At 48.0% G+C, this 22,532-nt stretch carries 18 protein-coding genes; 10 read left to right on the forward strand and 8 right to left on the reverse strand.

Annotation, left to right across the window (positions count from 1 at the left end; genetic code table 11):
• Positions 1-79: 79 nt before the first annotated feature.
• The 4 genes from MKY01_RS01765 to MKY01_RS01780 form a co-directional block, all read right to left on the reverse strand.
• The gene (locus MKY01_RS01765; protein WP_282319657.1) at positions 80-1,129 is read right to left on the reverse strand and encodes an ABC transporter substrate-binding protein; all 1,050 of its coding nucleotides are present in this window, start codon (positions 1,127-1,129) and stop codon (positions 80-82) included.
• Between the two features lie 94 nt (positions 1,130-1,223).
• On the reverse strand, positions 1,224-2,906 hold the full coding sequence (locus tag MKY01_RS01770; RefSeq protein ID WP_282319656.1) for an AraC family transcriptional regulator: 1,683 nt from the start codon (positions 2,904-2,906) through the stop codon (positions 1,224-1,226).
• Between the two features lie 374 nt (positions 2,907-3,280).
• A complete protein-coding gene (locus tag MKY01_RS01775) occupies positions 3,281-4,141 on the reverse strand; it encodes a hypothetical protein (protein WP_076319606.1) in 861 nt (286 codons plus the stop codon).
• Between the two features lie 147 nt (positions 4,142-4,288).
• Entirely contained in the window at positions 4,289-5,197 is a 909-nt protein-coding gene (locus MKY01_RS01780; protein ID WP_076253950.1) for a LysR family transcriptional regulator, read from the reverse strand.
• Positions 5,198-5,406: 209 nt separating this feature from the next.
• Between MKY01_RS01780 and MKY01_RS01785 the strand changes: the two genes are divergently transcribed.
• From MKY01_RS01785 to MKY01_RS01800, 4 genes are all read left to right on the forward strand, one after another.
• Entirely contained in the window at positions 5,407-6,423 is a 1,017-nt protein-coding gene (locus MKY01_RS01785) for an ABC transporter ATP-binding protein (protein ID WP_127548097.1), read from the forward strand.
• 72 nt (positions 6,424-6,495) lie between these two features.
• Positions 6,496-7,569 (forward strand): ABC transporter substrate-binding protein, encoded by a 1,074-nt coding sequence (locus tag MKY01_RS01790; protein WP_339285111.1) that lies wholly within the window; start codon positions 6,496-6,498, stop codon positions 7,567-7,569.
• Between the two features lie 73 nt (positions 7,570-7,642).
• Positions 7,643-9,328: an iron ABC transporter permease gene (locus MKY01_RS01795; RefSeq protein WP_339285113.1), complete on the forward strand. Its 1,686-nt coding sequence runs from the start codon at positions 7,643-7,645 to the stop codon at positions 9,326-9,328.
• Positions 9,325-10,920: an MBL fold metallo-hydrolase gene (locus tag MKY01_RS01800; RefSeq protein ID WP_339285114.1), complete on the forward strand. Its 1,596-nt coding sequence runs from the start codon at positions 9,325-9,327 to the stop codon at positions 10,918-10,920. The genes MKY01_RS01795 and MKY01_RS01800 overlap by 4 nt, the downstream gene beginning before the upstream one ends.
• Before the next feature lie 76 nt (positions 10,921-10,996).
• Here the strand turns inward: MKY01_RS01800 and MKY01_RS01805 are convergent, their stop codons facing one another.
• Both MKY01_RS01805 and MKY01_RS01810 read right to left on the reverse strand, forming a co-directional pair.
• Positions 10,997-11,557 (reverse strand): GerMN domain-containing protein, encoded by a 561-nt coding sequence (locus MKY01_RS01805; RefSeq protein WP_339285117.1) that lies wholly within the window; start codon positions 11,555-11,557, stop codon positions 10,997-10,999.
• 34 nt (positions 11,558-11,591) lie between these two features.
• A complete protein-coding gene (locus MKY01_RS01810) occupies positions 11,592-13,004 on the reverse strand; it encodes an N-acetylmuramoyl-L-alanine amidase family protein (RefSeq protein WP_339285119.1) in 1,413 nt (470 codons plus the stop codon).
• A gap of 282 nt (positions 13,005-13,286) precedes the next feature.
• On the opposite strand from MKY01_RS01810, the gene MKY01_RS01815 reads away from it, so the two are divergent.
• Positions 13,287-14,516: an anhydro-N-acetylmuramic acid kinase gene (locus tag MKY01_RS01815; RefSeq protein ID WP_339285121.1), complete on the forward strand. Its 1,230-nt coding sequence runs from the start codon at positions 13,287-13,289 to the stop codon at positions 14,514-14,516.
• 125 nt (positions 14,517-14,641) lie between these two features.
• Positions 14,642-15,481 carry a MurR/RpiR family transcriptional regulator gene (locus MKY01_RS01820; RefSeq protein ID WP_036616797.1) on the forward strand — a complete coding sequence of 280 codons (840 nt, stop codon included), beginning with the start codon at positions 14,642-14,644 and terminating at the stop codon, positions 15,479-15,481.
• A 147-nt stretch (positions 15,482-15,628) separates the two neighbouring features.
• Here the strand turns inward: MKY01_RS01820 and murQ are convergent, their stop codons facing one another.
• Positions 15,629-16,534, reverse strand: coding sequence for an N-acetylmuramic acid 6-phosphate etherase (murQ, locus tag MKY01_RS01825; protein ID WP_338707568.1), 906 nt, complete (start codon positions 16,532-16,534; stop codon positions 15,629-15,631).
• 22 nt (positions 16,535-16,556) lie between these two features.
• A complete protein-coding gene (locus MKY01_RS01830; RefSeq protein ID WP_339285123.1) occupies positions 16,557-17,519 on the reverse strand; it encodes a BadF/BadG/BcrA/BcrD ATPase family protein in 963 nt (320 codons plus the stop codon).
• A 356-nt stretch (positions 17,520-17,875) separates the two neighbouring features.
• On the opposite strand from MKY01_RS01830, the gene MKY01_RS01835 reads away from it, so the two are divergent.
• From MKY01_RS01835 to ugpC, 4 genes are all read left to right on the forward strand, one after another.
• Positions 17,876-19,228, forward strand: coding sequence for an extracellular solute-binding protein (locus MKY01_RS01835; RefSeq protein WP_339285124.1), 1,353 nt, complete (start codon positions 17,876-17,878; stop codon positions 19,226-19,228).
• A gap of 55 nt (positions 19,229-19,283) precedes the next feature.
• On the forward strand, positions 19,284-20,207 hold the full coding sequence (locus tag MKY01_RS01840) for a sugar ABC transporter permease (protein ID WP_339285126.1): 924 nt from the start codon (positions 19,284-19,286) through the stop codon (positions 20,205-20,207).
• Between the two features lie 64 nt (positions 20,208-20,271).
• The gene (locus MKY01_RS01845; RefSeq protein ID WP_017691096.1) at positions 20,272-21,105 is read left to right on the forward strand and encodes a carbohydrate ABC transporter permease; all 834 of its coding nucleotides are present in this window, start codon (positions 20,272-20,274) and stop codon (positions 21,103-21,105) included.
• 271 nt (positions 21,106-21,376) lie between these two features.
• Positions 21,377-22,486 (forward strand): sn-glycerol-3-phosphate ABC transporter ATP-binding protein UgpC, encoded by a 1,110-nt coding sequence (ugpC, locus tag MKY01_RS01850; protein ID WP_076253940.1) that lies wholly within the window; start codon positions 21,377-21,379, stop codon positions 22,484-22,486.
• Positions 22,487-22,532 lie beyond the last annotated feature (46 nt).

The raw sequence follows: 22,532 nt of genomic DNA on the forward strand, positions 1-22,532 counted from the left end.
TTAAAACAAAAGGAGATTCACCGGATTTTCGGTAGATCTCCTTTTGTTTGTTGTGGATGAAACAGAAGTATGTTTACTATTATGGAGCAGGTAGTCCAAGAACTTCGAGCATCTCATTACGTTTGAGCGATTCGGCAATAGGGCCGTCAATGAGCCATTTCTTAGCATTGAGGACATAGACATGACCATTTTGAACAGCGGGTAGGCTTTTCCATACTTGGAGTTGCTGGATTTCATTGAGTTCATCTTTTGTTTTTTGCAACGCTTCAGCTGACCCATCTGAGCTAATGGACACGATAAACAGATAGTCTGCTTTGATTTCAGGCAAAAGTTCTACCGAGATACTGGCATTCATCCGATCCGGGTTCTCTGCCTCGAGTTTGGTAACGAGAGCATCGGGAGTGAATCCAACCTCATAACCCGCTCCTACATAACTGGAAGCTGGAAATGGCGTGGATGGAATGGAAGAGAAGAACAAACGCATATCCTTCTCTTCGAGGCGCAGGAATGCAGCTGTAGGTTTGGTCTTGGTGATATCGGCTGCGAGCTTCTGAGATTCAGTTACTTGGTCTTTATTTTTTTGTAAAAGCTGTTCAGCCCGCTCTTCAATATCTAGCGCAGTAGCTACCTGCACGATAGATTCCTGCCAATTACGGCGATCATAAGTGATCGTAGGCGCGATCTTCTCGAGTTGTTCGAGAATTTTGGCATCCAAACTGGCATTGGCAATAATGAGGTCCGGATTGGCGCTGACTACAGCTTCAAAATTGACACTTTCATTGATGGGTTCGACATCCACGCCTTGAGCTTCAAGTTGCTCATTCAGGTAATCTTGCCGACCAATAGGTGTAGCAAGTACCAGTGGTACCTCCAAGGAGAGGAGAATGTCCTCCATATTAATGGACACAATCCGTTCGGGATGTGCCGGGATTTCTTTGCTGCCACTGGCGCTCTCCACGGTCTTAGTAGCTGATTCAGTGGATGAGTCCCCATCTGTCCCCGCAGCTGATTTTACGCCATCTGCAGATGGCTGCGAAGTGCTTGCAGGTGTCTGTCCACACGCAACAAGTAACATCGCGAGTATGAACAGGATCCCCGTTATTTTGACATATTGCTGTTTGTACATCATAATCCCCCTGTGTTTCTAATGATATTGATTCTCAGTACACTTTATATTGTAGCGGTCTCATGTTGGGGGAGACATAGCCTTCTGTGCTATCCGGTCATGGATTAATGTGCTGAGTTCCACCAAAAAGTTTCAGGGTTTCATCGATGATCTGATCATGAGCATATGGTGAATAATCCAACCACGGCATTTCATCTAGCAGATATACATGTTGGTTCTGCACAGGCATCAAATCTTGCCATTGCTGAGTATGTTGTAGTTTATGCCAACGTTGCTGGGATTCTGAGTCCTGGTCCACAATCAGTAACATGCGATCTCCAACCATTTGAGGCAACTCCTGTTCATCCAATGCACGATAGACTTGCCCTGGAAGCAGATCGTGTGAAGGGGACACGCCCAGGTCGTTATATAGAACAGCGCCCCCATTGCGTCGCCCGTAGATTAACAGATGACCCATCATGATATGAATAATGGAGACCGTGTCCTTACCGATTAAATGAGTAAGTTGCTCTTTGGCTTGGATTACCTTGTCATCGTACTGCTCCAACCATTGCTGAGCATCTTGTTGCTGTCCCACAATGGAGGCAACTTGTATGAAGTGTTCCCGCCAGCTCAATCCTTTCCATGGGATAACGATGGTAGGCGCAATTCGCTGCAGCGTTCTTTTTAACGTATGGGCTTCGTACTCATTACAGAGTATGAGGTCAGGGCTCGCTTGCATCAACAACTCAACGTTGGTTTGCCAGATATGAGGATTCATTCGTTTGCTACGCCCCAGATGATAAGGGATATTGGAGAAAAAAAGATTCCTGTGTTGATCCCGTCGGTTATCGATCAATGCCGCATGGGGGATGATCTGTAATGCCAGCAGATGGCCAGTGGTTCCGAAGGAGAGAGTGGCAATTTTACTGCGTTTCTGCCGTTGATAGGTAGAGGGAGACACGCCAACATATTTTTTGAATTTGCGACTAAAGTAAAACTCGTCCTGAAAACCAACCTGTGAGGCGATATGTTTGATGGTTTGGCCGGGGACGAGCAACATCTCTTTGGCTCGGTCCATGCGGATGTTATTCACGTATTCCATGGGACTGATGCCAGTGCGGTTTTTGAATACCCGCGAATAGTGCCATACACTCATGCCTGCCACTCCGGCAAGAACTTCCCGAGAAAGATGCTCAGCATATCCAAGCTCAATAAGTTCAAGCGTTTGATCCAAAGCAGAGGTGTGTTCGGAATCTCCTATTGCACTTTCTTTGGGAGGAGCATACACATGGGTTAACAATTCATGCATCAAAGTCTGAATGCGAAATGGACGATTTTCTTGAGGTACAGAGATACACTCATGGAGCTGTGAAGCAATTTTGGTACATTCCTGAAAAAGTTCATGCGGTAACTCATCGGCATAAGCCGAACGAAGTAACCCTTTTTGGTATACCTCCATTACAGTAGATCCGGAAGTAGCTTTATTGATGTCGGAGAGAGGCTTCAACATATCAAAATATATCGCGATGCCCTGTAAAGGATGAACCTCATCCGTTGTATATTCTATCGCTGTTCCTGGCAGGATCAGATACATCTTGCCGAGTGTGGCATGATTCAGCCTATGCCCAATACGGATATCGGCTTCACCGCCAGTACAGATGAGCAGAAGATGTGAGTCCGCTAATACGAATGGGGCAAGAAAAGACGCTTGATCGAGAACTTCGGATGTCTTGAATCTTGCATATAGGTCACGGGTATGGTCACCGTTAGATATCAGTGGAAAGACTTGCAAAGTCACCAGAATCCCTCCTTAACTTGCAATAGTAACATTACATATGATGTATTTGAGAATAATTATCAATTATCGCATATTGTCATTCAAATAAGAAGTCCATATGATAATATGAAAATGAAATAGCGAATTCTAATCATTGAACCGCGTAACTTTCCACTATAACTTGAATTGAAATAGGTTACCGAGTTGGAAAATAGCCAATACATAGTTCCCATCATCTAAACCGTTGAGCGAATAATTAGTGAAAATCTTAACTGATGTTAATCGTAGAATTACTTAAATAACAGATCATTTAATTCACTACGCAAAAAAAGACAAGCCCCTCTCCTACGATGTCCGCAGGAAGAGGAACTTGTCTTTTTAATTAGAGCTTGCGATTAGTATCTTTCCAGAATCGTCTGTGTTTTCAAGCCATCTGCAGGAATCAGCCAGTTGTTGTTCTCCAGTAATTGCAGCAGTTGGGTACGGAGTCCGGATACGGCTACAGCATCATCGGTTTTGAAAGAAACCTCTACGATATTCTCAATACCTGTACCTGCTGCGTCACGGATCGGCCATACTTCGAGTGTAAGCTCTTGACCACTCCATGTACCTTCATATCGTTGGAATGTGATTGGACCATATGCACGGGATTGAGTCAATTGCTGCTTGCCCCAGTTGGAGGCAGACCAGTTTTTCAATTTGCCCGGAAGCTTGTCCAGTAACATGTTCAAGGCTTCTTGCTGCGAAGGAAGTTGGACTCCTGTCGCTTTGGTATCGACTTTTTTGGTGTTGGAGAAGCTCAGCGTCTGTTTGCCGTATCCCCAATCAATCTCAGCCTCGTAGTTATCATCCGATTTATCAAATCCCTCTTGGTTAGCCAGAGTCAGCGCTGCGTTGATGTCGCCATTGATTACAGGGTAGCGTTTTTTATAAGTCAATTCGTAGTTATTCTTGTCATCCTTTTTGCGAAAACGAACGTTCCATCCTTGTTGATCCAATCCGAGAGCATTGGTGTCGAAGTACTCTACGTTAATATTTCTTGGCGTGGAATTTAGGCCGAGTGTCTGGATCACTTCACTGCGTGGTGTCCCATCTGTATTCAATACAAGTTCCGGCTTGGCCAGAAACTTTACTTCATAAGCAGGAACGGCATTGGCAGCAGCTGAAGCCTGGGGTGCTCCCAGAAATGTCATTCCACTTCCCAATGTTACGATGCTCAGCATCAATGAGGCGGTTACCTTTTTCCACTTTTTCAAAACCAATCACTCTCCTAATCTGGATTAACGTACAAATCCCACTTTATCGCCCGAATATATGAAAGCGATTAAAGGGAAGCGCACATTGCGTTAACCCTGCATAGATTTGATGAATGGCAAACGATAGTTTATAGCGGATCAGGGCAATCAGCCATGGAAAATGGGGAAGCCGTGACTCACCTCTCGCAGCACTTCTTTGAAGCGGTTTACCTGAACGGAAGGGTGGCGATCCTTGTTATGTACAGTATAGATATGGCGCGGTGCCTGCTCTCCCGGAATTGGAAGAACTTGAATGAGCCCGTGCTGTTCCTCCCACTGTACCGCCATCCGAGACATGAATGAGACATGCCCCCCGATTAATACGAGCTGTTTGATCGCTTCCAGGGAATCCATCTCCACGGTACTCCGCAAACGAATATCATGTTGCGCAAGCCATTGATTGGTTAGCCGCCGTGTACTGGATTCATTGCCATGTAAGGCAAAAGGAATCTGCGCGATATGATCTGGTGTTAAAGCATCCTTCTGGGCCAACCCATGTTGTGGGGAACAGATCAATACTAAGTCATCTTCACACAGCGTCTCAGCTTGCAGGGCGGGTCCAACAAATGGCTCGGAAGAGATCACCCCCAGATCAATCTGATGCCGAATCAGCATCTCGCGAATAACAGGTGATGGTTTGACGGATAAGACAATACGAATGCCCGGGAATTCCTGAGAAAAGGTGTTGAGTATGGTGGGCAGCAAATATGTAGCCGGTACATAGCTTGCTCCAATGTGCAGGGTGCCGCGATAGAGACTGTCATATTCCTTCACTACCCGCCTTGCCTCTTGGGTCAGAGCATTGATTTTTACAGAATAGTGGAGCAAAGCCTGTCCGGCTTCGGTTAAAAAGGTCTTTCCACTGCGCGATTCGAATAATCGCACGCCCATCTCTTCCTCCAATGACTTCATATGAAATGTAACGGTGGGTTGCTTGATCCCCAGTAACTCGGCCACGCTTGTCATGTGATGATGCTTGTCGATCAGTTCAACAATTTGCAATTTGATCAGATTCAATGTCCCGACACTCCTCATACCTATTTAGGTTCTCCGTAAAATGAAAAGTTTCATTAATCACCTACTATAGATTTAATCTATGAACATCAACAGAATTCATCTAAAAAGTTAATTCCAATTTTACATACAAGAGATACAACTCGCGAAAGCGGACGTTAGACTGAGAACAGTGCAAGAGATCAAGTAACAGAAGACAGGCAGGGATGCTTATGAAATTAGAGATGACAGGAATTCAAAAATCATTTAATCAAACACCCGCACTGCTGCCAACAGATCTAACGCTTGAACATGGAAAGTTCACGACCCTGCTCGGCCCATCCGGCTGTGGCAAAACAACACTGCTGCGCATGTTGGCTGGGCTGGAACAGCCTGACGCGGGGGAGATTCGGGCAGATGGTCAGTGTATCTACTCTGCGGCGAAGCGGATTGACATACCAACACACAAGCGTAATCTGGGCATGGTGTTTCAGGATTTTGCATTATGGCCGCATATGACCGTATACGAAAATGTAGCGTTTGGCCTCAAGGCCGGAAAACAGAAATCTGATCTGCGGCAAAAGGTGAACGAAGCACTTGGCATGGTTCGCCTGCAAGGCATGGAAGATCGATATCCTCATCAGCTGTCTGGTGGACAGCAGCAACGGGTTGCTTTTGCCAGAGCCGTAGCGGTCAGACCTGGTGTGATCCTGTTCGATGAACCACTGAGCGCACTGGATGCTGTACTCCGGGAAGAGATGCGGATTGAGATGATGTCACTGGTTCGGGACATGGGATTGACTGCGCTGTACGTCACACATGATCAGATTGAAGCGATGTCGATGTCGGATGAGATTGTGGTGATGCAGAAGGGGCGGATATTGCAAAAGGGAAGCCCGGAAACGATCTACTCGGCGCCAAGTGATCCGTATGTCGCTTCGTTTATCGGAAAGTCCAACTGGCTCACGCCTAATCAATCGATGGTGCGTCCAGAGCATGTCACCTGGAACAAAACAGGTCATGACGATCTGTGTTATCCGGGGACGGTACTTAGTGTCAGCTATGTAGGTGAACGATATGAAGTACGAGTGCAGATGGAAGGGCTGGGCATATGGACAGCTTATATGAACCAAAGGGTGCGTGTAGGGGAGCGGGTGCAACTCTATGTAACCCCTGAGCGGATATGCCGAATGGACGGTTATGAACACCCGAGTATGAAGCAGAACGAAGCGATCGCAGTGGCATATTAGATTGTTGAACGAACACGCAGTTGGAAGCAGGAGTACACACTTTTTATAAGAAACCAGGGGAGATGGACGAATATGTTGGGTATGAACACACGAAAAAAGAGCGCAATGCTGTTATTAACAGCGGTAATGAGTATCAGTTTGTTCGGATGTAGTACGGGCAACACAACTACAGGCAACGCGGCACAACCCGCGGGTGAAGGTAGCACGGCAGCAGCGGCGGAAACAACGAAACCGGCTGGTGGCAAGTTGGTCTTGTACAGTGCTGGCCCACAGAAGCTGGCGGATAACATCGTGAGCGGATTTACAGACAAAACAGGGATCGAAGTTGAGATGTTCCAGGGAACGACAGGCAAAATTCTGGCTCGTATGGAAGCTGAGAAATCCAATCCGGTTGCAGACGTTGTGATCCTGGCCTCTTTACCTTCAGCACAGGCTCTGAAAGCCGATGGACTGACTATGCCATACCCTGAAGCAGCGAATGCAGACAAGCTGAACAAGGACTGGTCGGATGCAGAGGGCAACTATTTTAGCAGCAGTGCTTCCGCACTGGGCATTGTGTATAACACCAAACTGGTATCTACACCCCCAACAAGTTGGGCAGAGCTGGCTACGCCTGCGTGGAAAGATGCAGTAAACATTCCCGACCCTACATTATCAGGTTCAGCACTCGACTTCATCACAGGCTACCTGAGTGCGAATGGTGAAAAAGGATGGGATCTGCTGAGCGCCTATAAAGCCAATGGTGTAGCGATGGCAGGCGCCAATCAGGAAGCACTTGATCCAGTCATTACGGGTGCCAAAAGCATCGTAGCAGCAGGTGTGGACTACATGGCGTATTCCTCCAAGGCAAAAGGCGAACCACTGGATATCGTATATCCTGAGGAAGGCACGGTAATCAGCCCAAGACCGGCAGCGATTCTGAAATCCAGTCCAAATGTAGAAAATGCCAAAGCGTTCATTGACTACCTGTTGTCCGATGAAGCACAGAAGCTTGTTGCAGATGCTTATCTGATTCCGGGCCGCGAAGACATTGAAGCGACTAACCGTGCCAATGTGAAGGATATTCCACAGCTTAAAGTGGATTGGAACTGGATGAGCGAACATGGCGAAGAGACAGCAGCACGTTTTTCCGAGACTTTTAAGTAAGAAGAACAAGGATAGAGACAACTAGGCAAAAGGAATACCTGCTGTCTGTGGAAAGTCATGTGAGGTGAACGTAGTGAAACCTGTTGGAATAGACAACAACCGAATTTTTCGGAGAGTGGGCGTGATTCTGGCCCTCTTTCTGCTGACCATAAGCATTGGCGTACCGCTCTTGCTGATCTTCTGGCAAAGTGTGTATCCGGACGGGCAGTGGGATTGGATGGCTCCGATTCGCACGATTACCGGTCATCATCTATCAGGTGTATTGCTGAATTCCGTCTGGCTTGGCATCTGCGTTGTAGCGGTAACTACGCTGCTGGCGCTACCGCTGGCTTGGATGATGGCGAAGACCCGAATGGGCGAGCATCGCTGGGTCGATGTAATCCTGATGATTCCGTTCATGACCCCGCCGTATATCGGTTCGATGGGCTGGATTCTGTTTATGCAAAAAGGGGGATATCTGCAGCAATGGGTGCCCTCATCTGCGGGCTGGAGTGAGCTGTTCTTCAGCTTCTGGGGCATGGTGCTCATCATGAGCTTGCACCTGTTCCCGTTCCTGTATCTGCTGCTTCGAGATGCGTTGATCCGCATCGGTGGCAATCTCGAAGAAGCGGGAGCTGTGCACGGTGCACGTGCAGGATACCGTTTCAGACGTATTATTTTACCCTTATTGTTGTCGTCCTACGGCATGGGGATCATGCTGGTCTTTGTCAAAACGATTGCGGAATTCGGAACTCCGGCAACCTTCGGGCGCAAGATTGGCTATTATGTCATGACCTCCGAGATCCATAAGTACATCTCCAGTTGGCCGATTGACTTCGGCAAGGCGACTTCGCTGGCATCGGTGCTGTTGTCCGTCTGTCTGGTGATGTGGTATATGCAGTCTGCCATGAGTCGAAAGTTCACGTATCGTCTGGTCGGTGGCAAAGGGCAACGTTCGAAGCGATATTCTCTTCGTGGCGGAGCAGGATTGTTATGCGGGGTGTATCTTGCGATTCTGTTGATCCTGTCGATAGGTATCCCGTATTTCTCCATCATTGCCGCTTCGACCATGAAGTTACGGGGATCGGGAATTGCATTTGATAATCTGACCTTGGATCATTACAAAGAGCTGTTATCTTGGGGATCGGTGAGCATGAAGGCCATCGGGAACAGTCTCGGTCTATCCCTTGCGGCTTCAACGGTCGCTGTTATTATCGGAACTGGATTTGCGCTGGCGATCGGCAGATCATCTTCATTCATGCAGCGTGTGATTGACTTGTTCAGTCTGTTGCCTAATACGGTGCCGGGTATCGTGATGGTCGTGGGTCTGATTCTATTCTGGAACTCACCCTGGATGCCAGTCACGTTGTATAACACCTATGGCATGGTTGTGCTCACGTACGTTGTGCTCTTCTTGCCTTACACCGTGCAGTATGTAAAATCGAGCTTTACCCAGATTGACGGAACGTTGTTCCAAGCTGGGCAAGTGTTTGGCGGGAAGCCGCTGTACATTCTGCGGCGTATCCTGATCCCGCTGATCCTACCCGGCATGTTGGCCGGCTGGATGATGACCTTCACGATTGCAACAAGAGAACTGGTTGGATCGTTATTGATTCTTCCACCGTCGATGCAGACGTCGGCTACGTATATTTTTGCCCAGTTTGAACAAGGTCAGGTATCACTGGGAATGGCGATGGCCGTGGTGACTGTAGGTATGACGGTGCTGATGCTGCTGGGAATCGAACTGCTGAATTCAAAGAGAAAGTGGAATGCATCATGATCAAACTGAACGTATGGGGCGGTGCAGGGGAACATGGACGTTCCGCCTATCTCCTAAGCGGGAGCAATGTTTGCCTTTTGCTGGATTGTGGTGTGAAAAAAGAAGGTACGGGCGAGTATCCGATGATTGACCCGGAGATTGTTCCGCAACTGGATGCGGTCTTGTTGTCCCACGCCCATGAGGACCATTCGGTCGCCATCCCTTTGCTGTACAAGATGGGCTACCAGGGTGAAGTGTGGACAACGAGAGAGACGAGGGCGCAGCTGCGTACGTATTTTGCCAACTGGCGAAGGTTTGCAGAACGTGTAGGGGAAGAACTTCCTTATGATGAAGCAGATGAGCAAGCTATTCGTTATCGGTATCTGGAGGATCAGGTTGTATCCCAAACCTGGTTCGAACCCATTCCTGAAGTAAAAGTGATGTGGGGACGCAGTGGACATCTGGCTGGATCGGTATGGTTTGGGGTTGAAATGGAAGGTAAGCGGATTTTCTACTCCGGGGACTATACGTCCGAATCGATGCTTTTACAGGAGGATTATCCAGCGGAGGCGTTCTTACGGGAAAACATGATTCGTGAAGATACGTTGTTCGATACTCCGAGCAGTGAACAGTGGGGCGCGGAGGAACTAATTGCTATAAACAGTGGGCAAAAGGCTGGAGAACTCATAACGTCACCAGATCAGACATCTGTTGCATCAGAAGCGTCGTCAAGAACACTTGTATCCATGGAGATACCCATGAAGCAGAGAAATTTCACATCCAATGGAGCAGATGGAGCAGTCAGAGCAGGCAGAGCAGGCAGAGCAAACGTAGCAGACGCTGCGCCAATATCTTCCGTCGTGGTGGATCTGGCGATCGTTGATGCGGCCTACGGTACGGACCAGGATACACAGGCTGACAAACTGGAACAGCTGGAACAAGCCATTCGCCAGACGATTGCTCAAGGTGGAAAGGTGCTCTTACCTATGCCTGTCGTAGGGCGTGGACAGGAGATCATACTGTGGGCACAGCAACAATTCCCGGCTATTCCAATCGTAGTGGAACAAGGGCTGGTGGACGGTGTGAAGCAGCTTATGCATGTTCCGTATTGGTTGAGGGAGAAGGGAAAGCATGTCATCGGAAGTTCGTTGAAAGACAAAATTGATGGCTTTCTGACCGGACGAGGATGGGATCTGCCTACAACCACCCAGGAGCGGGAACAACTGTTGGAACATCATGCTGCTTCGCTATGGTTCATTCCGGACGGCATGATGCAGTCCTCGCTTGCCCGTTGGTATTATAGTCAATTATCGAACAGGGAGGAGAATCTGATTCTGCTCACCGGGCATGTTGCTCATGGTACATTTGCTGATAAGTTGCTACGGGTTCCTGACAAGTATGGCGTGTGTGATGTGCGGAAAATACGTTATAAAGTACATCAGGGCTGGAAGGATGTTGAACGGATGCTGCATCAGGTTCCAGCAAGGCATACGGTCCTTGTGCATGCTGACCGGGCAGAGACGGACCGATTAAAAGAAGGTTTGCTCAGAAATAGCCCGTCACCGGGAACAGTTATACATTCACTGTCTGCTGGTGACGAGCTATATGTGTGAATTGAGCATGAATCGAATTGATGCGTCAGATTGGAACGTCCCTGGGGACGTTCTTTTTCCATTGTTGTCTGATCAGTTAGGGTTCGCGATGAATGGGGTGTTCCAGTTCGGCATGGCCCATCAAACTATCAACGGCTTCACCATCCACCAGTATATCCAGACTCTTCACTTCATCGAATTGAAACATCGTTGTTGTTAAAGCTTCCAATGCGAGCAATTCTCCACTGGTACCGAGGTTCGCTTCAGCGGGGATATGAACATTCAAAGTCACCGTACCCTCAGCATATTGGACAGAGAGCAATTCCACCTGCTCCCAGAGGGAAACAAGCTCTGAATCGGTGTTTGTTTGCAACGCTGCAAATGTTTTTTCATATTTTTCGGAGTCATCCTTGTACTCAATTTCCTGCTCTGTTTTCTCTAGCTCAAGTACCTGAGAGTCTGCCAAATATACATCGACGGTTTGTGTATTTATTGTGCCCAGATCCACCTCCGTTTCGGATGGGTTTGGTGCCTGCACCTGTCCTCCCTGAACAGCAGGTTCATTCGAACCGGATTGGCTCACTGGCTTCTGGGCACATCCAACTCCGATAAGGATCAAGCATGATAATATAAGTGCACAACCTAGCTTCTTATTCAAAGAAACACTTCCTTTATCTGATTTATTTGATGATTTATAGGCCCAAATACTCCTTGATTCCATCGGCTATCGCTTGAGCGGCTTTCATCTGAACAACTTCGGACGACATCAGTTCTTCATCGAGCACATTACTCAAGAATCCCACTTCCAAAAGCACTGCAGGCATGGTCGTGTCTCGGATTACTTCCAAGTTGCCATTCTTCACACCACGATCTCTGAGACCCATGGCTTTCACCAAACGTTGATGAATGATTGTAGCTAATTCCTTGCTGTTACTGCGTTGATAATAATATGTCTCCGTACCTGTGGCTTGGGGGGCGGACTTCACGCTATTGCCATGGATAGATACAAATACATCCGCATTTAATTGATTGGCGAGTTGAACACGCTCAGGGCGGGTCGGATAGGTATCACCTTCACGAGTCATCACCAATTCGATATTGGGTTCATTGAGCAACAGGGCTTGTACTTTGTGAGCTAATGCCAGATTGTATTCCTTTTCGGGTTTGTTCGTGATGCTGATCGTCCCTGGATCACTGCCACCGTGTCCTGGATCGATGACCACAACCTTGCGTCCTGAGTCGCCTACTGGAGTGACTGGAGCAGGTGTGACATTGTCACCCGCAACATTCAGATCAATAATCAGTTTGTCGGCAATCACATTGTGGCTGTACTGGACATTCTTCACATTATTCAATTCTACGACAATGCGAACTTGTGCCGGTTCTCGTTTGAACAGTGAATATCTCACTTCTGTCACATTGGGATAACCGCTCACATCCAACTTGCCATTGAGTCCTTGATCCAGCGGCTGGGAGATATCACCAAAGGTGGCTCCGGGCAAGTCCACAACCAGACGATCAGGGTACTTGAGGGTCGTTACTATCGGCTGAACGGCCCCATCGGTGGATAACACGAGCTGATTATTGGCAAATTGGATATCGGTAACCTGAGCGGTAGAGCTTGAATCTCCTTTTCCAGGACTATTTCCTGGTTCAATTGCAGGTTCTTTACTAGTGTTCGTTAAGTATACGATCTTGTCTTGATTGTTCCATCTCACCTTAAGCCCCATCTGTTCACTGACAAATCGAATGGGAACCACCAGCGTTTTATTCAAAATCTGCGGTGCTGTGTTCAAAGTGACTTGTTTGTCAGCAACCATGGCTTGCTTTTGATCGACGGTTAGGGAAATCGTCTGTTGATCTTGCTGAATTTTTACAGTGTGTGCTTGTTGGTTCCAATCGACTTTGAATTTCAAATTTTCGGCAACGACACGAATTGGGATCATCACGTTTTTATTGATAATCGTCACCTGTACATCACTTGGGAGGACTAATTCCTCTCCATCCATAAAGATTTTCGACGTGCTTGCAGCGGCATTTCCCTGATTAGGGAGCAAAACGAGTAAGAATAGACTCAAAAACAGTAGTAAAATGGTTTTCTTCATTATGCACCTCGACTAATATTAGATCATTTTCTTAAATCCAAAATATCCCTACATAATATAAACGGTAAAAATGTAAAAATGTTTCTCTTCTGATATCTAATTATCAATTGATGGAAGAAAACATGGTGTGTGATCGCAAATGGGATGAATATCTCTCTTTTTATTTTTAATGATGTAATTAAATTTCATATAATGTTTGACTTGTGAAATTTAATATCATATACTGGGTGAAATTATGGCAGGATGATGTGTTCATCGGGTCTTGCAGGAGGTTGGAAGTGGATGGATACAGGCAGCTATCCAATGTGGGAGAAGTATCGTTTGAAGCAGGAGCATCTGGTCATCGGACTAATGTCAGGAACGTCACTTGATGGAACTGACGCGGCACTGGTGCGTATTCAAACCGATATGAGCGGGGCATTACAGCAGATAGAGCTGGTTGATTTCGTCTGTGTGCCGTATTCGAATGGATTGAGAGACGTACTGATCCGGTTATGTTCACCGAGGACGGCGCGTGTCGACGAGCTGACAGCCGCGCATTTTGGTGTATCGGAGTGGTATGCGCATAGCGTTACGGAACTGATGCAGTCTGCCGGTATCTCAACGCAGCAGGTGGATATGATTAGCATGCATGGGCAGACGGTATGGCATGCTCCTGTAGCATCTGCATTTCCAGGGCCAACGGGAGCAAGTATTGATGTGGTATCGACATTGCAGATCGGTGAATGTGCTGTCGTTCGAGAACGGACAGGACTGCCAGTGATTGGCAACCTGCGGGCAAGGGATATGGCCGCTGGTGGGGAAGGTGCCCCGCTTACGCCTTATGCGGATGCTCTGATGTTCCGTAGCCCGACGGAAGGACGGCTGGTGCAGAATATCGGTGGCATTGGCAATGTGACGGTGCTTCCCTCCGAGTCTTCTACCGAAGGTATTTCGGCATTTGATACGGGACCAGGGAATATGGTGATGGACGCCATTGTGCGGCAGGCAACGGATGGGCGGCAGCATTATGATCCGAATGGAAGTATTGCCGCACAGGGGAAGGTCGATCAGGGTCTGGTAGACCTGTGTTTGGAGGATGAGTATTTCAAAAGACTTCCACCGAAAAGTACCGGGCGAGAAGTATATGGAGCCGCGTATGCAGTGAGACTGATGGAGATGGCCGCAAAGCGTTCCTTATCTCTTGAAGATACGCTGGCTACTGCCACCTGTCTGACCGCGGAAACCATCGTGCGTGCAGTGAAGGATTTTATCCTGCCCAAGGTGCAAATATCGGCCATGCTCGCGTGCGGTGGTGGCACTTCCAATGCCACGTTAATGGAGATGATCCGTCAGAGACTACCGAAGGATATCCGTTTGGAGCGAACGGCAGATTATGGTATACCCGATGATGCTCGGGAAGCCATTGGATTTGCTTTACTTGGCCATGAGGCACTTATGGGAAGAACCAATACACTCCCGGCAGTAACCGGCGCGAAACACGCCGTAATCTCGGGCAATCTCACACTTTAGTGAGCCCTGAATTTAATATGAGTTCAGTTATGGAAGGGCGAGGAATTCGATTAGACGCGAGTGGAATTATAAGATAAAATGCTTGTACATGAATGCAGTACGGAAAGGAGGAGCGAATGGAAGGCATGAAAGGTGGACTTGTACGTTTACGCGCATTAATGGATGACTTGACCCCGTCCGAACGGAAGATCGGAGCTTATATTCTCGATCACCCGCAAGAAACTGTTCAATCCTCGGTGGCCCAGTTGTCTGAACGGAGTGGAGGCAGCCCAGCTGCCATTATCCGTCTCTGCAAATCACTAGGTGTAACGGGTTTTCAGGAGCTGAAGCTGAAGATCGCCGGAGATTTGCAGACGAGTGAGCCATATCAATATACGGAGATTCGTCCCCAGGACTCCATGGAGAGCATTATTCAGCATGTGTCCGCAAACAATATTCAGTCGGTGAAGGATACGGTTCATATTCTGGACCCACGTCTGGTGGAAAAAGCTGTGGACGTGCTTCATCAGGCAAACCGGATCTTTTTCTATGGAGTAGGGGCCTCCAACCTGATTGCGCTGGATGCACATTACAAGTTCATGCGAATCAATCGCACAAGCTTTTCGTTCGCCGATCCGCATATGCAGATTTCGTCCGCAACGACGCTTCGTGAGGATGATGCGGTGGTATGTATCTCGTATTCAGGGGAGACGTCGAACGTAATCTCCTGTCTCAAACATGCTCATGATGGTGGTGCAGCGACAATCAGCATTACCAAGTGGGGCAGCAATACACTCAGTAGTATGGCGGATGTGCCCCTGATGATTACTTCTACCGAAAGTGATATTCGGAGCGGAGCAACTTCGTCACGGATTGCACAGTTGAACGTGATCGATATTTTGTATCTGGCGATTGCCAGTCGGGATTATAACCAGTCGGTGGAATATTTGGAGAAGAGCCGACAGGCTATTCTGGAGCACAAGTGAAGTAGAACCATATGAATCCCTTTCTGTTTATGCAGGAGGGGATTTTTTGACGGATTATATCCGCTTTTAGAATAAAAAAATAAAAAAAGAGCCCAGACTAATGTTGGGCTCCTCTCTTTCAACCTCTAATAATACCCCCTGTACGGCTCAGGAAGGCCCCGCAATGGCGCTGCGGACAAATCCGTCAGCCAGATCAAGCCTGTGCTGGGCTTCCGTTGCGTCCACACCTGCCATCAGCATGACGATTGCCGTTTTTACATGACCGTCTGCACCGGTAAAAGCCTCTTCAATATCCGCTTCATTTGCTCCGGTTGCCAGATGTATCATGCGTTTGGCCCGATGGACAAGCTTTTCGTTCGAAGGGTTCAGATCAACCATGAAATTACGGTAAACCTTGCCCAGACGAATCATGGCGGTAGTGGTGAGCATATTCAGAATCATTTTCTGGGCGCTGCCTGCCTTCATACGTGTTGAACCCATGACAACCTCTGGGCCGACAACAGCCTCAATGCTCACATCAGCCAACAGGGTCATCGGCGTGCCTGTATTATTACTCAGGCTGATCACCGTAGCCCCGATCTCCTTGGCGTGTCTCATCGCACCCAGCACATACGGCGTTCGTCCACTGGCTGCAATGCCAACCACAACATCGTTTTTGTCTAAGCCATGTTCATCAAGGTCGGCAGCTCCCAACTCCTCATTATCTTCAGCACCTTCAACCGGGTCCTTCACTGCCCGGAATCCCCCTGCAATAATACCCTGCACCATGGAGGGCGGGGTTCCGTAGGTAGGCGGGCATTCCGAAGCGTCAAGTATTCCTAATCGTCCACTGGTACCTGCGCCTACATAAAATAGCCTGCCGCCAGACTGAAACGCCTCCAAGATCCGATCCGCAGCTTGAGCAATGACCGGAATCAGGGGCTGAATGAGCTCCGCAATGCGTTGATCTTCCTTATTAATGAGTTCCATAATTTCTGCCGAAGGCAATTCATCTATATGATCCGTTAGTGGATTGGGTTGTTCTGTTAGTAGTGAATTCAGCATGTGATTCATCCGTATGGCCTCCTTCTCTCTTTTAAAATGATTCTTTCAGGGAACGGCGTTTTCTTGCCAGTTGTGCTGCACCAACCGCTGGAGCGGGGGCATCTTCACGATATACAAAGTCCAACTCTTTATAATATTCAGATAGTTTGTGAATAAATGTATTTCGGAAAAGTACAACGTATCGAAACAGTGATCCGGACAGGACAACCGGAGTGGTTGCAAATTCGGGATGACGGGCAATCAGCGCCTTGGCGGTATCCGCCAATTGTGAGGCTTCGTCAATGATCAGTGCCTGGGCGGCCTCATCTCCGAGTTCAGCTGCTTCCATAGCTAAGCGGGCGATGGATGCGGTCTCGGTTTTGCCCCAATCCGTCTGATACACTCGCGTCTTTAACTCCGATATATCCCGAAGGTTCAGATTCTTTAGAAGAAGCGGGGTTAAACGGGTTGGAGGAAGAACACCGTCATAACTCTGCATAACCACTTGGAGTGCACGCTGCCCAATACGATAGCCACTCCCCTCATCTCCGAGCAGATGACCCCAGCCTCCTGCACGGTATCGCTCGCCTTCCAGCGTAAATCCGTACACGATGGAACCTGTTCCAGAGATACACAATACACCGTGCGTATGTCCGAGAGAGGCCATCAGAGCAATCTCTCCTTCGGATACAACCCAGACTGGACAACCTTCTGATGCCTGTTGATTACGACTCTTCATATAGTTATTTACTGCTTTGGCTATAAGTTGCCGTTCTTGGATCGTATCTACACCTGACATACCAAGGCATATACCCTCACAATTTGTCGATAAATCACTTATTAGATTAAATAGCTGTTCCAGCACTCGTTGCAGTTCGGAAATGGCCTGTTCAGTGGATACGCTGTGAGGATTCGTGGGACCACCGCTGAGTCGGGCGAGAATTTCACCAGATTCAGAAATGATTGCTGCATCAGTATTGGTACCGCCTCCATCTACGCCTACATATACTCGCAAAGTGGCTCACCTCGCTTGCTTGGGTTTTCTTTTTACATAGTATAGTTGCATGAAAAGAAAAAGTAAAATTAAATTTTATAATAAAAAATAATATTGAATTTTTATTTTACAACTCATATAATGAATTCAATCTACAATTTTGGAAGGAATTAATACTGTTAATGTCAATTAAGTTGACGTTAATATTGCATTTAAGAGATTTAGCCTGCGACTGGCAGGCCCAATCTACAGGGGAGGTGCTTTTCCTTACTGCCGCGTGTATAGGTGGATTGCGTTTGAAGGCCGAACGATCACAAAGGGGTAGCATGGTTAGGCAATGAAAGAATCGGATGATGACATGCAAAGGAGATGAAGGGATGAAAAAGAAGGGTCTGGTATGGGCAATGTTGTTGATGATGGTCTGGGTTACAGCCTGTGGGAATAGCGGAGGTGCTGCTTCGGATGACCCGAATGCCGATGATACGGTAACGGTATGGACCTATCCTGTACATGGCACATATGAAGATGAACTGAAGGATCTAATCTCTGATTTCAATAAAGAACACCCGAACATTACCGTGAAGACGGAAATGCTTTCCTGGGCGGAAGGGCCCAAAAAATTCGATGTCGCTCTGAACGCAGGTAACCCGCCGGATCTTTACTTTCATAGCGTAGACGGCACATATGTGAATACGGGATTGGCACTTGAGCTGGACAGCTACCTGACACCTGAGATCAAGGACGACTACCTGCCAGGTACGCTTGATTTAGGCCAGATTCAGGGGAAACAGTATGGACTGCCTTTGTATCAATTCCAATGGGCTTGGGGTGGTAACAAACGCATTCTGGAGGAAGCAGGCATTGATTGGAAGTCCATTCAGCAAAATGGCTGGACCTGGTCCGAATTCAACGATGCTGCTGCCAAGCTGACCAAAACGCTGGATGGCGGGGCCAAGCAATATGCACTGGTTACCGACGGAACCTCACTTGACTTCATTGAGATGCTGTCCCGGAATAACGGGATGATTGATGTTCTTGATAAAGACGGCACGTTCCAATGGAATGATGGTCGCATTCTGGATACCCTCTCTTTTATCAAAAACCTGATGGATCAAGGGTATATGCCGAAGGAAACGGCGGCTCTCGCTCCAGCGAAACGGACGGATATGTTCTACGCGGGGGAAACGGCGATTATTTCCAAAGCGATTCCTTATTATGATGTGATGATTCAGAATCGAAACAAGGACATCGATGATGGCAAGGTGCAGGGAGAGAAGATTGATTTTGTCCTGTTGCCTGTACCACATAATGATGATCAACCTGCGGCCACAACGATGGGCGGCGAAGGGTATGTAGCCTTCAAACAGAAAAAGGACAAGGGCGAACAACATGCCAAAAATACGTTCCTGGTGATGGAGGCGCTTAGTGGTGCCAGAGCAGGGAACTCGGCCAATGAACTGGCGCTTCCATTCGTAAGACAGTCCCAGGTGGATCTGTTTAAAGGAAAAGAGCTTGGTCAACCGGATAATCTGGCTGCTGCAAAAGTCATGGCAGAGAATATCGCGATGCCGGTTGTACTTGAACTGGATATCGACAAAGCATCTCAGCAGAAACAATTCAAGGAACAGGTTGTGAAGCCTAATATTCAGGCGCTGTTCTCGGGTGAAAAATCACCGGAGCAGATCGCAGAAGACTTCAAGAGCAAAGGCCAGCAGATGTTTGGACAATAACTCGGACAATCAAACATAACGTAAAACCACACTGATTAGGAGAGGAGGATTCGCCATGCAGACCGCCCTTGCGCCAAAACCGTCAGTGCCCCGGCCTTCCCGGGTTGCCCGGTTTTGGCGAGACTACGGGTGGGCGTATTTGTTTATTTTGGCGCCTGTCCTGCTGTTTCTCATTTTCACACTGTATCCCGTTCTGACGGCTCTTGTGATGAGCTTCCAGAAATACAACATTATGAACTCAACGTGGGTTGGATTGGATAACTACGAGCGACTGGTGAAGGATGAGACGTTCTGGAAGTCGATTAAAAATACAGTCATCTTCACCGTAGGCACAGTCCCGGTCAATATTCTCATTACATTTGTACTGTCCTATTTCATCTATCAAATGAAAAGCAAATGGCAAACATTTTTCAAAGCTACCATGTATCTGCCTGCGGTAGCCTCCGGTGTGACCATCTCCATTGTATGGCTGGCAATCTTTGACCCGACGGATTCAGGACTGCTGAACCGCTTCCTCGGCCTGTTCGGTCTTGACCCGGTAATCTGGCTGGGCCAATCGGGAACGGCACTCTTTTCACTCATTCTGATGAACTGGCTTGGATCACACGGAGCGGGCATTATTCTGTATCTGGCAGCCATGGGTGGTATTCCGAAATCGCTGTATGAAGCGGCGGATATTGATCATGCCAGCGGCTGGATCCAGTTCAGCAAGATTACATGGCCGCTGCTCAAACCAACTACGCTGTATCTGCTCGTCACGGGTGTCATTACATCCTTCCAGGTGTTTATCTCGGTATATCTGATGACACAGGGTGGACCGAACTTTGCGACAACAACGATCGCTTATCTGATCTACGAGACGGCATTTAAGTTCTATGAGTTCGGATTGGCTTCGGCTCAGTCGTTTGTACTGGCGATTATCATCATTGTCATCTCCGTCATTCAGTTCAAATATTTCTCCAGCGATATTGAGTATTAGAGGTAGTTCAAAACACGTACGATTAGAGCACGTTGCATTAAGCATCCGGGGGTGAATGAAATCCATGAAATCAACACAGAAAAAGATTCTGCTCGTTGTTGCATCCATTCTGCTGGTAGTCTGGGCGCTGGTGACGGTCATTCCGATGTATTGGATGCTCGTTGGTTCGGTGCAGGATAGCGCGATGTCGGCTTCGTTTAAACCACAGATGATTCCGGAGCAGTTATCGTTATCACCATATGAGCGCTTTTTTGCCAAAACCGATGCCTGGCGCTGGTTATACAACTCGTTGCTCATTTCGATCATTCTGACCGTCACAAATGTATTCTTCGCCTCCCTGGCGGGATATGCGTTCGCCAAACTAAAGTTTCCGGGTAGTCAGGCGGTATTCTGGACTTTGCTTGGGACAATGATGATTCCGGCACAGGTGACGCTGATTCCTTTGTACATTCTGATGGTCAACGTGTTTGATCTAGGGGATACGTATACGGCCATTATTCTGCCTGCTGCCGTTAGCGTAGGGAACATATTCCTAATGAAACAGTTCATGTCCACGCTGCCCACATCGCTGATTCATGCGGCACGTATCGATGCATGTAGTGAGTTCGGCATCTTCTGGAAAGTCATTCTGCCGATGGCAAAGCCGGGAATTGCGGTGCTGGCGATATTCACGTTTGTAGCTTCGTGGAATGAATTCTTCTGGCCGTTCCTCATTACCAATTCCAACGAGATGCGTACCATTCAGGTGGGGCTGGCCTCGTTTGTATTTGCCGAATCAACGGACTTCGGCGCAATGATGGCAGGGGCAACAATAGGTGCGCTGCCCATGATCATTCTGTTTTTCTCACTGCAACGTTACTTCCTGCAGGGCATTACGATCGGTGCAGTTAAAGGTTAATTCCAATATATGTTCAACTAAACATTTACACTATAACGGAGAGGACAGAAATAACCTGAAGAAGCGAAAGTGTTCGCCTAAAAGCTTTTTAAAAGAAAGCTACATCGGAAGCATACGCTATCACCGGATTTCCCCTTTTATAAAGGAATCAAAGAAATCTGGGGATAACAGCGATCGGAAGGTTGTTCTGTCATCGGAGTGCCAGTGTAAGGATTCGTTAGTTGAACTTATATAGTTCAGGACAAGCGACAACGTAAAGGGGGATCTACCTATGGCACGCGTGGAGTTTCGCCAAGTGCGCAAAGAATTCAAAGACGATCATAAAGGAACGTTCACGGCTGTGGCCGGCTCGGACTTTGTTATAGAAGATAAGGAATTCGTAGTGTTTGTGGGTCCTTCGGGCTGTGGCAAGACAACGTCACTGCGGATGATTGCCGGACTTGAAAAGCAAACGAGCGGTGATATTGTGATCGGTGACCGGCTTGTTAACGATCTGCATCCGAAGGATCGGGATATCGCGATGGTATTTCAGGATTATGCACTCTATCCGCATATGACCATCCGTGAGAATCTTTCCTTTGGCCTGAAAAACCTGAAAAAGCCAAAGTCCTACATTGATGAACAGGTGCAGAATGCGGCCTCCATTCTGGGACTGGAAGCTATGCTGGAGCGCAAACCACGCGAGCTGTCTGGTGGTCAGCGCCAGCGTGTTGCGGTGGGACGGGCGATCGTCCGTGATCCGCAGGTGTTTTTATTCGATGAACCACTGTCCAATCTGGATGCCAAGTTGCGGGTACAGATGCGGGTGGAGTTGGGTGAGCTGCATAAACGTCTCGGTGCCACGATTGTGTACGTGACGCATGATCAGGTAGAAGCCATGACACTTGGGGAACGCATCGTGGTCATGAATCATGGAGATATTCAGCAGGTGGCTTCACCGAAAGAATTGTATGCGAGTCCGCGGAATATGTTTGTTGCCGGATTTATCGGTTCACCGGCGATGAACTTCATCGATGCCCGGATTGAAGGCACGCAGGTTGTCGTGGACGGTGCATCATTCACCTTGCCAGAAGATGTACTCGCTCGTCTTCAGAGTCATCAAGGCAAGCCGGTGATTATGGGTCTGCGTCCAGAGCATATTTTTGGTGATGATGTCGCTCCGAATATCCCAACAGACCACATGCTGCAGGCGCGAGTTCAGGTTGTAGAACATCTGGGCTCCGAGAATTTGGTATATTTCCATTCCGGTGCCCGTACTGTTACGGCCAAGGTCCACCCGGAAACACATGCTTATGTAGGTATGGACAAAAATTTTGTGCTGGACCTACGTAAGGCGCACTTTTTTGATCCAGAGACGGAGCTTGCGATTGGACGGGAGTAAGAGACGATGCCTGGTGAAGAAGGAACGGTGAGAAAGGGGAGAATAA

This window comes from Paenibacillus sp. FSL R5-0486 (genome assembly GCF_037975155.1).
Classification (GTDB): Bacteria; Bacillota; Bacilli; order Paenibacillales; family Paenibacillaceae; genus Paenibacillus; species Paenibacillus amylolyticus.

Coding starts and splice junctions, on each gene's coding strand:
- MKY01_RS01765 (WP_282319657.1), bottom strand. CDS start 1,129: ATGATGTACAAACAGCAATATGTCAAAATAACGGGGATCCTGTTCATA.
- MKY01_RS01785 (WP_127548097.1), top strand. CDS start 5,407: ATGAAATTAGAGATGACAGGAATTCAAAAATCATTTAATCAAACACCC.
- MKY01_RS01790 (WP_339285111.1), top strand. CDS start 6,496: ATGTTGGGTATGAACACACGAAAAAAGAGCGCAATGCTGTTATTAACA.
- MKY01_RS01800 (WP_339285114.1), top strand. CDS start 9,325: ATGATCAAACTGAACGTATGGGGCGGTGCAGGGGAACATGGACGTTCC.
- MKY01_RS01810 (WP_339285119.1), bottom strand. CDS start 13,004: ATGAAGAAAACCATTTTACTACTGTTTTTGAGTCTATTCTTACTCGTT.
- MKY01_RS01815 (WP_339285121.1), top strand. CDS start 13,287: ATGGATACAGGCAGCTATCCAATGTGGGAGAAGTATCGTTTGAAGCAG.
- MKY01_RS01820 (WP_036616797.1), top strand. CDS start 14,642: ATGAAAGGTGGACTTGTACGTTTACGCGCATTAATGGATGACTTGACC.
- murQ (WP_338707568.1), bottom strand. CDS start 16,534: ATGAATCACATGCTGAATTCACTACTAACAGAACAACCCAATCCACTA.
- MKY01_RS01835 (WP_339285124.1), top strand. CDS start 17,876: ATGAAAAAGAAGGGTCTGGTATGGGCAATGTTGTTGATGATGGTCTGG.
- MKY01_RS01840 (WP_339285126.1), top strand. CDS start 19,284: ATGCAGACCGCCCTTGCGCCAAAACCGTCAGTGCCCCGGCCTTCCCGG.
- MKY01_RS01845 (WP_017691096.1), top strand. CDS start 20,272: ATGAAATCAACACAGAAAAAGATTCTGCTCGTTGTTGCATCCATTCTG.
- ugpC (WP_076253940.1), top strand. CDS start 21,377: ATGGCACGCGTGGAGTTTCGCCAAGTGCGCAAAGAATTCAAAGACGAT.